Below are 15667 nucleotides of genomic sequence, written 5' to 3'. Positions count from 1 at the left end.
ACCGCTGTTAAGGAGAGAACTCGTTGAGCATCGCCCGACTTCTGCCCGCACCCGTCGCCAAGGGGGGCCGCATCGGCATCGTCACCGTGTCAGCGCCGGAGCCCGCCGCGCATCCGGAGATCTTCGACCGCGGCGTGGAGCGCCTCCGTGGCCGCGGTTACGAGCCCGTCATCGCTCCCCACGCCGCGACGCGCGACGGCTACCGCGCCGGCAGCGAAGCGCAACTCCTGGACGACCTTCACACCTTCGTCTCCGACCCGGCCATCGACGCGGTGGTGTGCGCCGGCGGAGGAAAGAACGCCAACCGGCTGCTGCGCGGCCTGGACTACTCATTGATCGCCGCGCACCCCAAGCCGATCGTGGGCGTGAGCGATCCGAGCCTGCTGTTGAACGCGATCACCGCCCGCACCGGCATGCCGACCTTGCACGGCCCCTCCGTGCTGTGGGACTTCGGCTGCGACAAGGCCCCCTCCGCCACGGGCGACCACTTCGCCGCGGTCCTCGCCGGAGATGCCACAGCCGCACGGATCGACGCGCCGCTCTCCTGGGCGCGTACCGGTTCCGCCCAGGGTCACCTGGTCGCCGGCTGCCTGTCCTCGCTGCGATGCCTGCTGGGCACTGTATGGGAGCCGGACTGGAACGGCGCCGTCCTGGCATGGGAGGACGCGTTCAAACCGGTCGAGCTGCTGGACCAGACCCTCACTCACTTCCGCGACCGGGGCGTCCTCGACCAGATCGCCGGCATGGTCGTCGGCGATCTGGTGAACTGCGAACCCTCCGGCGGTCTCGGGGCCCACGAGATGGTCATGGACCTGTGCGCCGAGTACGCCTTCCCCATCGCCTTCGGGCTGCCCTTCGGCCACACCCCTCTCAAGAACACCCTGCCGATCGGCGCCGAGGTCCTGCTCGACAGCGACGCCGAGCACGCACTGACCATCACCTCACCGTGGACAGCCCGGGGAGGCGAGTAGGAATGACGATCCCGAAGCAGGAACGGCGCCTGTACGGAACGCTGCTCAAGCAGCACCCGGACGAGCGGAACCTGCTGCTGACCAAGGCGGATCTGCTGCGCGCCGTGCGCGCCTGGCTGCACGAAACGGGCTACAGGGAGGCAGTCACCCCCGTGCTGTGCGCGGCGAGGGAGAGTGCGCCGATCCCCCAGTTCTCCACCCGGCACCCGTTCACCGGGGAGACCTTCCACCTGAAGCACTCCGCGGAGGAGCACCTGCGGCGCCTGGTCATCAGTGTCGACCGCGTCTACGACCTGGGCAAGGCGATCCGGGTCGAACAGGCGGACGACAGCCACGCGATCGAGTTCACCATGCTGCAGACCGCCGCCCGGGACATCACTCTGCCCGACGGGATCAAGCTGATCACCGAGCTGGTCCAGCACGCCGTCCAGGCCGCGTTCGCCACACTGCAACCCCCCGCCGGCATCGACTTCTCCACCATCGCCACCCGCACGGTGGACGACGCCATCGCCGAGGCGCTGAATCTGCCGCAAGCCCCCGCCGGCCCCGAACTCGTCACGGCGGCGCGGAACTGGCTGACAAGTCACGGCCTGACGGCAGGGGAATCCGACTGGGCGGCCATGGAGGACTTCCTCAAGCACGCCGTGGAGGCGGCCGTCACCGCTCCCGTCGTCCTGTACGGATTCCCCTACGAGCTGCGGCACAACTCCCGCGTGGATGCCTCCGGCCGGGCGCAACGGTTCTCCCTGATAGCGGCCGGGATCGAGATCTGCGATGGCGGAGTGAAGCTGCGCGCCGCCGACGACTACCGGCCCATGGTGGAGAACAACATCGCTCTGCGCACCCAGCTGCACGGCGTCCCGGCCGACAAGGGGCCGGTCGACTTCTTCGCCGACATCGACTGCGACCCGGCCGATGTCTTCACCTTCGGCCTCGGGATCGAGCGCCTGCTCGCGCTGTGCACCGGGCGGACTGTGTTCGAGACCCTGACCTTCCCCTACCACTAGAGCGAGAGGACCATGTCCGACATGGCCAGTCCCACCTTGCGTGCCGTGGTGATCGCCCAAAGCATTGCCGGAGGCGTCCTCCCCGCGGCGTTCGCCGGAATGGAGGACCGTCGCTACCCGCATCTGCTGGACGAGCAGACCCCGATCGAGATCATCGAACTGACGGTGCCGACCGAGCGGGCCGCGGCACTCGCGCTGGAGCTGTCCGCCGCACTGAAGCCGCAGCTGTACTACGCGCACCTGCTGGACGAGGAGCGCATGCTGGTCGCCTTTCCGCGCACGGTGGTCGACATCCCCCGCGGCGACACCGACGCCATCGCCCACGCCCGTCGCATCGGGGCGCTGTTCAGTATCCCGGACGAGCAGATGCGGTTCGCCGAGATGTGGGACACCGACCACCCCGACGCCCCCGCCCATCCGGAGGCCAGCACACGGTGACCCCACCCTCGTCCACCAGTGCCCCGCTGGCCGTCGTCACCGGCGCCAGCGGGGCACTGGGCACCGCGATCCACAGCCGCCTGTCCGTAGCAGGCTGGCGGGTCGTCGCCACGTACAACACGCGTGCTCCCGGGCCCGCGCGGCAAAACGGGCGCAGCACCTGGGTGCACTTCGATGCCGGCGACGAAGCCTCAACGGAAGCGCTGCGGCAGGCTGTCGACGCGCAGCCAGGCCGGTTACAAGCGGTCTTCGCCTGCGTCGGCGCACCCTCCCGCAAACGTCCGGTAGCCGAAACCCCCATCGGCGAGTTCCGCAGCGTCCACGAGGCCAACGCCCTCAGCTTCGTCCGCACCTGGCACGCGCTGGCCGGACGGGCCCGGTCCGATGGCACATCCGTCCTCGTGATCGGATCGGACGCTGGGCAGGCCGCGCGCGCGAACAACGGCCCCTACACCGCGGCGAAAGCCGCTCTCGAAGCACTCGTCGTCACCGTGGCCAAGGAGGAGGACCAGCACGGCGTGCGGGTCAACCTGCTCGCGCCCTCGCTGATCGACTCGCCGCTTGCCCATCACGTCATGGCACTCAAAGGCGTTACGGATCCCGAGGGGTACTTCGCCCAACTGCCCTGGGGCCGCCCCCTGGCACTGGACGAGGTCGCCGGCGCATGCATCGAGCTGGCCACGGCCGCACACTGGTCTTACGTCACCGGTCAGATCTACCCGCTCGGAGCAGTGCGCTGATGGTCGACTCCACCCGGGCCCGCCAACTGAGCATCGTGCACCTGCTCCGCAACCGCACCAACGTGCCTGCCCCCGAGATCGCGGCCCGCTTCGGCGTCACCGAGCGCACCGTCTACCGTGACATGGCCGCCCTCATCGCTGCCGGCATTCCCGTGCAGGCCACCCCTGGCAAAACGGGGGGCTACCGGCTGGCCGCGGACACCGCGCTCGATCCGCTCACCATCGACTCCGACCATGCCCTACGGTTGTACGTCCTCGGTTTCCTCGACCCGCCCCGCCCGGACACACCGGCGGAAGACCGCGCTCGCGCCGCGGGGATCAGTGACACCGTCCAAGATGTCATCCGGCGCCTGGCCCAGCGCATCCATTTCGACACCGCTGACTGGTACTGGCGCGATGAAGGCTCCGGCCACCTGCCCGTCCTGCGCACTGCCATGCTCACCGCGACCGTACTTGAGGCCACATGGCGGACCAAGGACGGCGATCAGGAAACAGCCCTGCTCAAGCCGTACGGGGCTGTCTGGAAGGCCGGCGAATGGCACATGGTCGCCGCCAGAACCACCGGCGCACCCACCCGTTTCCGACTGAACCTGGTCGACCGGCTCCAGCCCACCGACCTCACCTTCGCCTACCCGGAAGGGTTCTCGGTCCGCGAATGGTGGGCCCAGACCATGGAGGACTACGGCAAGGGCGACGTCCGGGTCACCCTGCGGGTGTCCCCTGGGGCACGGGACGAGCTGCTGCGTCTGAGCTTGAAGTCCACCTCGCAAGTCTACGAACACGACGACGGGACCCTGTCGATCGTCTTGTTCGTCGACCGCTGGGAGTGGCTGATTCCGCTGGTCACCAGTTACGGCCCCGACGTGGAAGTCGTCGAGCCCGCAGATCTGCGCGCGGCCCTCACTCAGCAACTGCGCCGCACCCTCGCTCTGTACGACGACGCGGAGACGGGCGGCTCCGCCCCACCCGATGGCCCGCACCACGACGACTCCCGCCTCCGTTCGACCCACGGCCGCCACCCAGGAGCATGACTGTGAGCCCCCGCACCCTCGACCACACCGACACCCTCGAACTGCCCGTCACCGGCGACGGTCCATTCAACGCCCTGCACACCTTCTGGAAGCCGTCCCACTACGCCACCGGCCTGGAAGCCCACACCGAGTCCTGCAGCTGGCGCACCTTCCGAGTCGGCAACCTCGTGGTAGGAGTCCGCCTGCGTGCCGAGGACCGCACCGTGATCGCCGACATCTACACCGACGGCGACTTCAAGCCTGCCGACCGCGAGGAGCTGACGCGCCGACTGATCTCTTCATACGGGTTGGACGAAGACCAGGCGGCGTTCGCGGAGCTCGCGTCCCGAGTGCCCGCGATGCGCGAGGCACTCGCAGTACTGGGCGGGATGCGGCAGTCGTGCCCGGAGGACCACTTCGAAATCGCCGTGATCGCCCTGCTGCTGCAGAACGTCACCATCGCACGCACCACCCAGATGACCCGCAACCTGCTGGTGCACTACGGCCGTCTCGTCCGCTTCGACGGGATCACGCTGCGGGCCTGGTTCACCCCCAACGAAATCGCCCACGTCCCGCCGGAAACGCTGAAGGAACAGGACCGGCTGGGCTTTCGCGCCAAAAGCCTGCCGCACTACGCCGCCTACTTCCGCGACCACAGCACCGAAGACCTCCAGGCGTCCGGAAACCTGATGGAGGCAGTCCAGGAAATCAAGGGGGTCGGCCCCTACACCGCCGCGGTGATCGCCTCCCACGCCTCCCGCGACCCGGCCGTCTTCGGGATCGACGTGTGGAACCGCAAGATCCTCGCGCGCCGCCTCCTCGACGCCGACGACGCCGAGCCCGAGACCGTGATGGCCCGCCTCAACGAGCTGTTCCCCGGCTACGCCGGCACCGCGGGCCTCTACCTCGTCGAGCACAGCTACCTCAGCCGGCCCGTCGCTCCGCTCCTGCGTTCCGGCCCCGACCCCCTCGCCGCCTGGAACGCGGCCCTGGAGCAGACCGGAACCTGACCCGCCCCAGGTCGAGAGCAGCGGACGCCACTGCCGCCGCTGCTCCTCATTGCCATGCCCGCACCGCGCCCGACAGCATCCCTGCAATACCTCGAAGGGGTGATCCGAGCTGTTCGAGCGATGCAGGCACACCTCGCGACAAGGCCCGCTTGACCACGGCCACCTAATAGAACATCCGTCCACGATCTGCCCCGGATTCACCCGTGACAGACCCGTCCGGGGGCCGTTGTTAGAGCACCAGTACCCCTCGTGCGTCCATCTGGAGGACCCCGTGAATCCCGTGCCCGCCCCTGCGCATCCCACCGCCGTATTCGAACGTCCTCTGCCGGCCGTCCCGTACACCGCACGATCCGGGCGGCAGGTTGACGCCGCCGCCCAGCGCGCAGCGCGACCGGATACGGGGTGGGCGGCATGAGTGAGCCCACTGATGCCTCACCCGCCAACGTCCCGGGGCCGCGCACCTCCCCGCTGGAGTACGCGCCCTCTTCGTTGCCTCCCGGACCGACGACCGGGCCCGACGCGTCCTCTGCGGCCGAGCCGGATGAGCCGGATGAGCCGTCGGAAACGGCCGCTGGCGAGCCGCAGATGCGGTATGTCGATCTGACGGGGAGCCGTGAAGCGGCCGGCCGTTCGATCAGGATGCGTGATATGGCCCGGCGGCTGCCGCAGTTGGTACGCCGGTCACTGGCTCTCGCGTGGCGGGTCGACCGCCGAGCGACCATCGGTCTCCTGCTGTGCCAGGCCGTCACCGGCGTGCTGCAAGCCCTCGGCCTGGTCGCCATCAGCGGCACGCTGACCGCCCTGCTGACCAGCGGAGACGTCTACCAGCGGCTCCTTCAGGCGTGGCCGTCCGTGGCCCTGCTGGCCGGCACCGCCGGCGTACGCGCCCTTTTGGGGATCACCGTCTCCTGGCTGTCTTCCCGGTTGGGCCCGCTGATGTCGCGCGAGGCCGAGCAGATGCTGCTCACCGGGTGCGCCGAGGTGGAGCTGTGCGCCTATGACGAGCCCGACTTCAACCACGACCGCGAAGCCGCCGACCGCGGCGCGCAGGTCACCGGGGACCTGATCAACGAGGGGCAGGACCTAATCGCCTCGTCGGCCTCCTTCGTCGCCGGAGCGATCGTGCTGGCCGGCGTGCACTGGGTCCTTCTCCCCCTTCTGGTCGCGGCCAGCCTGCCGCAGGCCCTGGCCCAGATCAGCGCCGCCCGCGTGCGATACCTGGCGAACCTGCGTAGCAACGGCGACCTGCGGATGCTGTCGATCCTGCGCTGGCACATCTACACCAAGGAGGCTGCCGACCAGATCCGTGCCGGCACCATGGCCGGTTTCCTCTCCGGCCGGTACCGGCAGACGGTCGCCCGGATCAACCGCGAGGACCGCGCCGCCGCCGACCAGGGGGCCCGCATGTCCCTGATCGGCGCGCTGTGCGGCGGCGTGGGTTCGGCGGTCGTATGGGCGGCGGTCGTGTGGCTGCTGGCCACCGGCCGCATCAGCGTCGGACACGCCGGGACGGCTGTGTTCGCCCTGCAGACGGTGGGCCAGTCGGTCCGCGGTCTGGTCTCGGTAGGGGCGCGCGCCGTGCGCACGGGCCTGTACATGGACGACTGGAGCGGCTTCCTGGACAAGGCCGGAGGGTTCCGCATGCGCCGGGGTGCGCATCGCCCGGGTCCGCCGAAGAAGATCGAGGTCAAGTCGGTCACGCACCGGTACGCGGGCAAGAGCCAAGACGCTCTGTCCGACGTGACGCTCACCCTGCGCCAGGGCGAGGTGACCGCCGTTGTCGGCTTCAACGGCTCGGGCAAGTCGACGCTGTCGAAGTTGATCAGTGGCCTGTACCTGCCCACCGAGGGGCAGGTGCTGTGGGACGGCGTTCCCACCGGTGACGCCGAGCCGCAGGCGCTGTGGCGGCAGGTGGCCCTGGTGCCCCAGACCTACGCGCGTTGGCCGTTGACGGTGCGGGAGAACATCACCCTCGGGCAGCCCACGGCGCGTGGCGACGCGGCGGTACGCGAGGCGTGTGAGGCCGCCGGTGCCGACGAGGTCGTCGACAGGCTCGGCGCCGGGCTGGACACCCTTCTCGCGCGCGAGTGGCTCAACGGGGAGGAACTGAGCGGGGGCCAGTGGCAACGCATCGCTCTCGGACGGGCCTTCTTCCGCCAAGCAGGGCTTCTGGTCCTCGACGAGCCGACCGCGAACCTCGATCCGCTTGCCGAGTACCGGATTTTCCAGCGGCTGAGGAGCCTTGCCCGGGATCGGGTGGTACTGCTGGTGACCCACCGCATCACCAGCGCCGCCGTGGCCGACCGGATCGTCGTTCTCGACGAGGGCAGGGTCGTGCAGGAAGGCACATACGAACAGCTATCTCAGCAACCCGGCTTGTTCCGGCAGCTGCTGTCCTGCCAGGTCCCGTCGGATGCCCGGGACGATGACGAACAGCGGCAGGCACACGCATGAACACACGCCTGCAGAAGAGCATCGTGCTCACAGACCTGTCCGCCGCCGTGAGCACACGGCACACCGCCATGCCGGCCCGTCCGGATGCCTATGTGCCGGCCGACCAACAGGCATGTGACTCCCCCCTTCGTGTGCGACGGAAGGTGTTTCTCCTCCACGGCTGTGTCCGGGGCGGCGACCCGGGCGTGGACACCGCGGTGCCTGGGATGCCCGAGCAACACGATCACGCTGCCACGGTCGTGCCGGGCGTGCGTCCGACGGGAGCCGAGGGGGTACGTCATGTCCTCCCCGTATGACTCCGTCTCGTCTGCCGGGCGGACGTCGCTGTGGCGGCACCGGGACTTCCGTCGGTACCTGACCGGCCAGGCCGCCAGTGTGGCCGGCAGCTCGATCAGCTCGATGGCCCTGCCCGTGCTGGCCGTTCTCGAACTGGATGCCAGCCCTGCCCAGGTCGCCTGGATCACGTTCATGGGCCAACTCCCGCCCGTCCTACTGGCGTTGTACGCCGGAGCGCTGGCCGACCGGCGCTCCAAGCGGAAGCAGATGATCACCGGGGATCTGGTCAGCGCCGCCGCGCTGGCCAGCGTGCCCGCAGCGGCGGCGCTGGACAGGCTGTCCCTGGCCCAGCTCATGGTGGTCGCCGCGGTGCAGGGGGCGGCAGGGGTGCTGCATGATGCCGCCGCGATCAGTCTCCTGCCCAGCTTGGTCGACCGGTCCCTGATCCAACGGAGCAACAGCCGTATCGGAGCCCTGTTCGCCGTCGCCGCCACCGCCGGCAGCAACCTCGGCGCCGCCCTGACCGCGCTCCTCGGACCGGCCCGGGCACTGCTCGGTGACGTCGGCTCCTACCTCGTCAGTGCCTGGTGCACCGCCCGTATCCAGACTCGCGAGACCACCCGGGCGCGGGCAGGAAGCCACCGTCTGCACACCGAGATCGGTGAGGGCCTGCGGTACGTGCGCCGTGACCACCGGCTGCGCACGCTGACCCTGGTCAACGCGACCACCTCGGCCGCCCTGGCACTCCTCAACACCCTGTGGGCCCTGTACCTGCTCAGGTCCCTTTCGATGAGCCCGACCGCCTTCGGCGTGGTCCTGGGGGTGGGAGCCCTCGGCGCGGCGGCAGGAGCGCTTGCCGCCCCGGCGCTCGCGCGACGGTACGGGCCTGGGCCGATGATGCTCGTCGCGCTCGCGCTCACCCCGCTCACCCAGATCCCGCTGCTACTCGCTTCCCCAGCCCTGGCCTGGCAGACCGCCATCGGCGCCGCCCTGTTTCTCCAGCTGGCCTGCGCCGCGGCAGCGGGAACTACCCAGCGCTCCATTCGTCAGGTTGTCACCGCCGAGGGCATGCAGGCTCGCATGCAGGCCGTGAGTACCTGGCTCACCTCAGGCGCCCGGCCGGTGGCCGCCCTGGTCGCGGGCGGCCTCGGGACGCGGATCGGGGTACGGCCCACCCTGATCGTCGGCACCTGCCTGCTCCTCGTCCCCCTCGTGGTCCTCTACCGCTCCCCGCTACGCGGCCTCCCCCAGATGCCTGGAGCCCAGCCTGTCCCCTCCCATCCAGGAGATCCACTCGTGCAACCACCTGTCCCCTCCCCCTCACCTTCACCCGGCCATGCCCCCGCTGGCGACGGACAGCGCAATCCCGCGGTGGGCGGAGGTGGTACGGCGTGAGCGCGGAACTGAACGTGATCGGCGGCCACCTGTACCTGGAGCGGGACGGCATGGTGCTGCTCGGGCAGCGGCATCCGGATTCGGCATACGCGGGCGGCCAGTGGCATCTGCTCGCAGGCCATGTGGAACGAGAACCGGCCCGGACCTGCGTGGCACGGGAGGCGAGGGAGGAGGCGGAGCTGGTCGTGGCCGAGGAGGACCTCATCCTCGTGCATACGGTGCACCTCCTCGACCACGAGGACGCCGTCCCGCGCGTGGGCTTCTTCTTCCAGGCCAGCCGGTGGGAGGGCGAGCCCCGCGTGCTGGAGCCGGACAAGTGCCTCCGTTGGGCCTGGTGGCCTGTCGACGGCCTGCCGGAGCCGACCGTTCCCTACACCCGAGCGGCCATCGAGGGGATTCGTGCCGGCCGGCTGTATACCGAGATCGGTTGGGAGCGGCGGAAGTGAGCGCCCCGGAGATGGACACGCACCGGCCTGGTCCTGAAGCGGCCCAGCAGCCGGACTCCTCTTGCAACCACCGCGCACAGATCCCAGATACACCCGTGCCTCCCGATGCAAGCACTGCAAGCACGGCCGTAGGGCCAACCGGTCAGGAACAAGGAGAGGGTTCTGCATCGAGCGCGTCCCAGCGTCCGAGGATGTCCGCTGACCTGCTCGCCGCAACGACCGCCTCCCGCACCGCGATGGTCGACCGCCTCGTCGCCGACGGCGTGCTGACCGACCCGCGGCTGCGCGATGCTCTCCTGCGTGTGCGGCGGGAAGTACTTCTCCCCCACGCGTATGTCCGGGTCAGCGGCCCAGGGGCGGATCCGATCGACTGGCGGCTCCTCGACGGCTCGCACCCCAACGACCAGGCGGAGTGGCTCGACCTCGTCCACAGCGGCGACTCCGTCCTGCTCCAGCGCGACGGCGAGCCGCTGGACGCCCTTCGCCGGGGACCTGTGACTGGCGGCCACATGACCTCCATGAGCACCTACGCCCCTGCCACCGTCGAGGTGTTGCAATGCCTCCAACTGGATTGCGGGCAGCGGTTCCTGGACCTTGGGTCGGGTCCGGGCATCTCCCTGGCGCTCGCCGCTGCCATCACGGGCCCCGGCCGTGCCACCGGGGTCGAACGCGATCCGCACATGGCCGTGTTCGCCCAGCGGAACCTGGACCGGCTCGGGCTGGGAGCGACGGTCGTCGAAGGTGACGCGCTCAATGGATACGCCACCGGGGCACCGTATGACCGGATCCATTCCGGCATCGGCGTGCCCTGCATCCCGCTGGCCTGGGTGGAGCAGCTCGCCCCCGGCGGAACGCTGCTGACCACGCTCGTGACCAAAACGCCCAGCTGGCCCGGCCAGGTGCGAGCCACCCGCACGATGAAGGGCAGGCTTCAGGCGGTGCTGACGGGCAGGCCGCGCGGCCACCGGCCCTTGCTCGGCTACGAGTGGCTCACCGCCGTCAACCACCGTCCCCAGGTCAAGGCCGACCCCGGCCGACCGCGCCCGACCCGGCTCACGCCGCCCGCCGATGACGCCCACGGCTTCTGGATCGCCGCCGCGTACCTGGCACCGGGCTTGGTCAGGGATTTCCAGGTCGACACGATGACCATCGTCGCCCCTGAGGAGGAATCCTGGGCGGTGGCCGGCCCCGGCGACGGCACGGTCCGCGTGCACGGGCCGCGTGATGTGTGGGCCGAACTTGAAGACGTCCACGACGCTTGGGAGCGGGCGGGCCGGCCGGACACCTACCGGGTCGATATTCCAGACGGCGGTGGCCCGCAACGCGTCACCTCCGGTCCCGGCCGGACGGCCCTCACCTGGACGCTGCCCCCACTCGCCACCGTCCCCCACCAGACGTCTCCATCGCTCGGGAGTTGTCCATGACCCAGCAACGGGAACGCCTCCCTCAGCCCGCCGACGGCCACAGTCATCCGGCCGGGTGGTCCGAGGAATTCCTCCGCCACCGCGACGGCCAGGGCTGCCCCATGTGCGGCACCGACTTCGCCGCCGACGACATCGGCTGGGGGCTCCTGCTCCACCAGGGCGAAGTGGCCAACGCCTACCTGTGGCGCTCGGGCCAGGTCCGGGGCTACTGCGTACTCATCCACCGCGGCGCACCGCACGTCGCCGAGCCCACCGACCTCTCGGACACCCAGGCCGCCGCGTACTGGGCCGACACCCTCACGCTCGGCAAGGCCCTGACGGGCTTTTATCAGCCGGTGAAGATGAACTACTCCACCCTCGGCAACGTGGTACCCCACCTCCACACCCACATCGTTCCCCGCTACGCCGGCGACGCCGACCCGGCGCCAGGCGAGCCGCTCCCCTGGACAGCTCTCGATACCAACCGCCAGGACGAGGCACAGCTCCAGGCGGACGCCGCCGCATTGCGCACGCTGCTGGAGCACGCATGAGGCGCCGCCCGGAAGAAATGCTGGAGAAACACGGCCGAGGCGAAGGGCTCACTGAGGACGCTGCGTTCACCGTACTGCTCGCGCGCCGCCCCGGCGGTGACCGGTGAGCGGGGGGCGGCACACCGAGCCGCTGGACGTGCACCTGGTCGCGGTCCGCGATACCGAGGCCGGCCCCGAAGTACTGCTGTCCCGGCGGGCTGGCGATGTCTACGCGACAGGACTTTGGCATCTCCCATCTGGTCACCTGGACCCCGGAGAGGATGTCGTCACCGCGCTCGTGCGGGAGACCGGAGAGGAGACGGGCGTCCTCGTCTACCCCGCTGATGTCTGCGCGGCCGTCACCGTGCACCACCGTTCCCCCGGCGGGGGCACGCGCGTGGGGTTCTTCTTCGAGGTCCGGCACTGGCACGGCAGTCCCCGCGTCATGGAGCCGGACCGGTGCGACGCCATAGGCTGGTTCTCGCTCGACGCGTTGCCGGAGCCCATGGTGGCCTACTGCCGGGCCGGGCTGGACGCCTACCGGGCGGGAGCCCGGATCGCCCTGCACTTCCAGGAGTCCGGGGATCCCATCGCCTACGACCCGGCCGTTGACCGGCTACGCCTCCTCCCCCACGCTGGCCCCTGCAGCACGACGCCCGAGGACGCGGTGCGGGACTTCGTCGAGCGGGCGGTCGGCCGGGTCACCGGCTGGACGGATGTCTCCTGGGCACGCAAGGGAAGCCAGGTGTGGCGGGCACGCGATGCCGAGGATGGGGTGTGGTTCGTCAAGATCCACCAGAGCGACCGCTTCCACCAGCGCGAGGTGACCGCCTTCCGCAGCTGGGTCCCCTGTCTGGGCCCCATGGCACCCCGGCTGATGGCCGCCGATGCATCACTGCGGGCCGTCGTCATCACCGCGGTGCCAGGCCGCTCCCTTCACGGCGCCGTCCACCCACCCGAACAAGAGCGACGGATCTTCCATCGCATCGGGCAGCTCGCGGCAACCATCCACCGCAGCGCCCCGGCGCTGCCGCCCCTCCCTGACTCCATGCCACTCGAGAAGCTGGAACGGCATCTGGACGGAGCACGCGCCTGCCTTGAGCCCGGGGACGAGGCGTTCATCCGCGCCACCACAAAGGAGGCCGCAGGTCTGCCTGCACTGGAGAGAGTTCCCACACACGGCGACTTCCAGCGGCGGAACCTTCGCTGGGAGAAGTCGACTGGCACCGTGTACGTGATCGACTTCGAAAGAAGCGAACGCGCTCCGGCCGTCAGGGACTTCGTCCGCCTGTCCGACGCCTGGCACGGCCGGCCGGACCTGCACGAGGCCCTGATGACCGGCTACGGCCGCCCCCTGTCCCTCGCCGAAGAAGAGCACCTGGTCGTCCTGTCCGTATTGGATGCCGTCTCCGGCATCCAATACGGCGCCGCCCACGGCGATCCGGAACTCGTCGAGCGAGGCCGCCGCACCCTGGCCCGGCTCCGCGCAACGGACCGTCTTTGACCAGCACACCACACCACCCACCAGCTGAAGAGCAGTTGAGGAGCACGCCCGTGGCGTACGTCGTCCGCGACCAGTGGCAGCAGCACTATGCCGACGGCAAGGGGTTCCGGGAACTCGGTGAGCGCGAGCGGGCCCTGCTCGCCGAGCACGCTCCCGTTCCCGATGGCGGCGGACGGGCGCTCGATGTGGGCTGCGGCACCGGCAGCCTGGCCGCCTACCTTTCCTCCCTCGGCTACACGGTGGACGCCGTCGACTTCGCTGACAGCGCTCTCGCCCGGGCCCGGGAAGAACACGCCAGCGTCGAGCCGGTGCGCTGGATCTGCCTGGACATCGAGCGCGACGACCCGGCAGAGCTGCTCGAGGACGGCTACGACCTGGTCACCATGCGGCTGATGTACCCCTTCCTGCGCGATCGCACCCGCGTCCTGCACGGGCTCGGTGAACGGCTGCGGCCCGGCGGCACGCTTGTGGTCATCACCCCCGTGGTCGAGCACACCCCAGCCGAACGATGGGACATCGCCCTCGACGAAGACGAGATCCGCCTGCTCACCGAAGGCTGGGAGACCGTCGAGCGGCTGGAGGCGGACCAGCTCGCTGTCCTGGTCCTGCGCGGCCCGTGCCACACCGGCACCCGGGCGGTGGAGCGGCAGCGACCGCCCACCGGTCTGGCTGTGACAGGCGCCCTTGCGGTCGTCACCGACGAGGCCGGCCGGGTCCTGCTCGGCCGCTCGCGCCGGGGCATGTGGGAACTTCCCGGCGGGAAGACCAGTGGTGCGGAGTCCTTCGAAGCGGCGGCGGTTCGGGAACTGGCCGAGGAGACGGGCCTGACCGCCTCGGCCTCGGACGCGCACGTGGTCACGATGCTGGCCGACGACAGCCACGGCGTGCCGCGGCTCACCGCGGTCGTCCGTATCACCGCATGGTCCGGCACCCTCGCCAACCGAGAACGGCAGTTGTTCGACCGGTGGGAGTGGCATGACCTGCACGCCGTGGCCTGCCTCGGTCCCGTGTTCGCTCCAGCCGCGCAGGCCCTGGGCGCGACCTGGCCCGGGGTTATTCCTGACCTTGCACCGGTCCACTCCTATCCGCTCGCGACCGACCAGCCGCCCGTGCCCGGCGAACCGGCCGAAGCTGTCCGGCTGCGCCAGCAGATGACCCAGACGGTCATCGACGGCGGCTGGGCGCCCTCCGAACCGGTACAGCAGGCGCTGCGCACGGTGCCCCGGCACCGCTTCGTCCCCGAGAAAGCCCTGAAGACCGCGTACGACGGCGGCGACCGGGCCGTCGTCACCCGCCGCGACGAGACGGGGAAGGCGACCAGTTCGGTGTCCGCTGTCTGGCTCCAGGCCGACATGCTCCAAAGCCTGTGCCTGACGCCGGGAGCGATCGTGTTCGAGGCGGGATCCGGCGGCTACAACGCCGAGCTCATCGCCCATGTGGTCGGCGCCACGGGCAGGGTGGTCACCGGCGACATCGACCCCTACGTCGTGCACCGCACCCGGCGGTTGACCACAGAGGCCGGCAGTGGCCGTGTCACCGCGTTCCAGGGCGATGCGGCGCTCGGCGCCCCCTCGCACCTCGTACCGCGTGGCGGCTTCGACGCGGTCGTGATCACCTACAACTCCTGGGACATCTCCCCATTCTGGCGGGAGCAGGTCGCTGAGGGCGGGCGTCTGGTCTTGCCCCTCGAAATCCATGGATACACCAGGGCGATCGCGTTCGAGCGGCACGGCGAGGTGCTGCACGCGCGAAAGTTCACGCACTGCGGATTCCTTCGTGCTCAGGGCGAACACGCCCGCGCCATCCCGGTCGTGGACCTCCTCGACGGCGAGCTGAAGCTCCGATTCGAGGACGGCACCCCCGCCTCGACGAAGGGATTGGAGGAGGCCCTGCGGGGGCCGCGCTACCAGGTCGCCACCGGGGTCACCATGGGGGCGGGCTTCTACTTCGGCTCGCTGCAGCTTTACGCGGCCACCACATTGCCCGGCTTCGTCCGTCTGTCCGCCCACTGGGACAAAGGCACCGGCGTCACCCAGATCGCGAAGGACGGCGATGCGCCGGCGATCCTCGGCGACGCCTCACTGGCCTACCTCGTCCACGTCCAGACCCGGCACGGTGACAGCCCTGCCGAAAAGGAGTGGGAGTGGGTCGTCCACGCCTTCGGACAGCACGGCGCGCAGCTCGCCGAGCAGCTGGCGGCCACGGTGAGAGCCTGGGACCGCGACGTGCGCAAGAACGATGGCAAGCACCACGACCCTGTCTTGACTGTGTACCCGGCCGGCACCGCCGACCGCGAGCTGCCTGCTGGGGACGTCCTGGACAAGCCCTACTGCCGCCTCGTGTTCCAGTGGCCCGGCCGTAACGGGCCCCGCCCGGCATCTGTTGAGCTGTGACGAGGCTTTTTAGTTGGCACAAAAGCGGGATAGTTGGCACCGGTCTGAAGTCGCGGGCCAGTGGGTAGCGGGTCTGGCGCGCCGACTGTG

13 protein-coding genes are annotated in these 15667 nt (G+C 69.9%); all 13 read left to right on the top strand.

The features are described 5' to 3' along the window. Positions 1 to 23 precede the first annotated feature (23 nt). The 13 genes from ABT171_RS39070 (at position 24) to fxlM (ending at position 15577) form a co-directional block, all read left to right on the top strand. Entirely contained in the window at positions 24 to 971 is a 948-nt protein-coding gene (locus ABT171_RS39070) for a S66 peptidase family protein (protein ID WP_351251336.1), read from the top strand. A gap of 2 nt (positions 972 to 973) precedes the next feature. After that, a complete protein-coding gene (locus tag ABT171_RS39065; RefSeq protein WP_351251334.1) occupies positions 974 to 1978 on the top strand; it encodes an amino acid--tRNA ligase-related protein in 1005 nt (334 codons plus the stop codon). A gap of 21 nt (positions 1979 to 1999) precedes the next feature. After that, entirely contained in the window at positions 2000 to 2416 is a 417-nt protein-coding gene (locus ABT171_RS39060; RefSeq protein ID WP_351251332.1) for a hypothetical protein, read from the top strand. Beyond that, positions 2413 to 3156, top strand: a complete 744-nt coding sequence (locus ABT171_RS39055) for an SDR family NAD(P)-dependent oxidoreductase (RefSeq protein ID WP_351251330.1) — start codon at positions 2413 to 2415, stop codon at positions 3154 to 3156. The genes ABT171_RS39060 and ABT171_RS39055 overlap by 4 nt, the downstream gene beginning before the upstream one ends. After that, a complete protein-coding gene (locus ABT171_RS39050; protein ID WP_351251327.1) occupies positions 3156 to 4187 on the top strand; it encodes a helix-turn-helix transcriptional regulator in 1032 nt (343 codons plus the stop codon). Before ABT171_RS39055 ends, ABT171_RS39050 begins: the two co-directional genes overlap by 1 nt. 2 nt (positions 4188 to 4189) lie before the next feature. After that, a complete protein-coding gene (locus ABT171_RS39045) occupies positions 4190 to 5176 on the top strand; it encodes a DNA-3-methyladenine glycosylase family protein (protein ID WP_351251325.1) in 987 nt (328 codons plus the stop codon). 585 nt (positions 5177 to 5761) lie between these two features. Next, positions 5762 to 7630 (top strand): ABC transporter ATP-binding protein, encoded by a 1869-nt coding sequence (locus ABT171_RS39040; RefSeq protein ID WP_351251399.1) that lies wholly within the window; start codon positions 5762 to 5764, stop codon positions 7628 to 7630. 279 nt (positions 7631 to 7909) lie between these two features. Then, positions 7910 to 9301: an MFS transporter gene (locus tag ABT171_RS39035; RefSeq protein WP_351251323.1), complete on the top strand. Its 1392-nt coding sequence runs from the start codon at positions 7910 to 7912 to the stop codon at positions 9299 to 9301. Continuing rightward, the gene (locus ABT171_RS39030; protein WP_351251321.1) at positions 9298 to 9747 is read left to right on the top strand and encodes an NUDIX hydrolase; all 450 of its coding nucleotides are present in this window, start codon (positions 9298 to 9300) and stop codon (positions 9745 to 9747) included. The genes ABT171_RS39035 and ABT171_RS39030 overlap by 4 nt, the downstream gene beginning before the upstream one ends. A gap of 191 nt (positions 9748 to 9938) precedes the next feature. Further along, the gene (locus ABT171_RS39025; RefSeq protein WP_351251319.1) at positions 9939 to 11171 is read left to right on the top strand and encodes a methyltransferase domain-containing protein; all 1233 of its coding nucleotides are present in this window, start codon (positions 9939 to 9941) and stop codon (positions 11169 to 11171) included. Further along, positions 11168 to 11701, top strand: coding sequence for an HIT family protein (locus ABT171_RS39020; protein WP_351251317.1), 534 nt, complete (start codon positions 11168 to 11170; stop codon positions 11699 to 11701). The genes ABT171_RS39025 and ABT171_RS39020 overlap by 4 nt, the downstream gene beginning before the upstream one ends. A 103-nt stretch (positions 11702 to 11804) precedes the next feature. Then, positions 11805 to 13184 carry a phosphotransferase gene (locus ABT171_RS39015; protein WP_351251315.1) on the top strand — a complete coding sequence of 460 codons (1380 nt, stop codon included), beginning with the start codon at positions 11805 to 11807 and terminating at the stop codon, positions 13182 to 13184. A gap of 50 nt (positions 13185 to 13234) precedes the next feature. After that, a complete protein-coding gene (fxlM, locus tag ABT171_RS39010; protein ID WP_351251313.1) occupies positions 13235 to 15577 on the top strand; it encodes a methyltransferase, FxLD system in 2343 nt (780 codons plus the stop codon). Positions 15578 to 15667: the final 90 nt, after the last annotated feature.

It is taken from the genome of Streptomyces sp. NPDC001851 (assembly GCF_040297165.1).
In the GTDB taxonomy this organism is placed as follows: Bacteria; Actinomycetota; Actinomycetes; order Streptomycetales; family Streptomycetaceae; genus Streptomyces.
The sequence above is the reverse complement of the archived record's forward strand: the minus strand, read 5'-3'. Positions and strand labels throughout refer to the sequence as shown.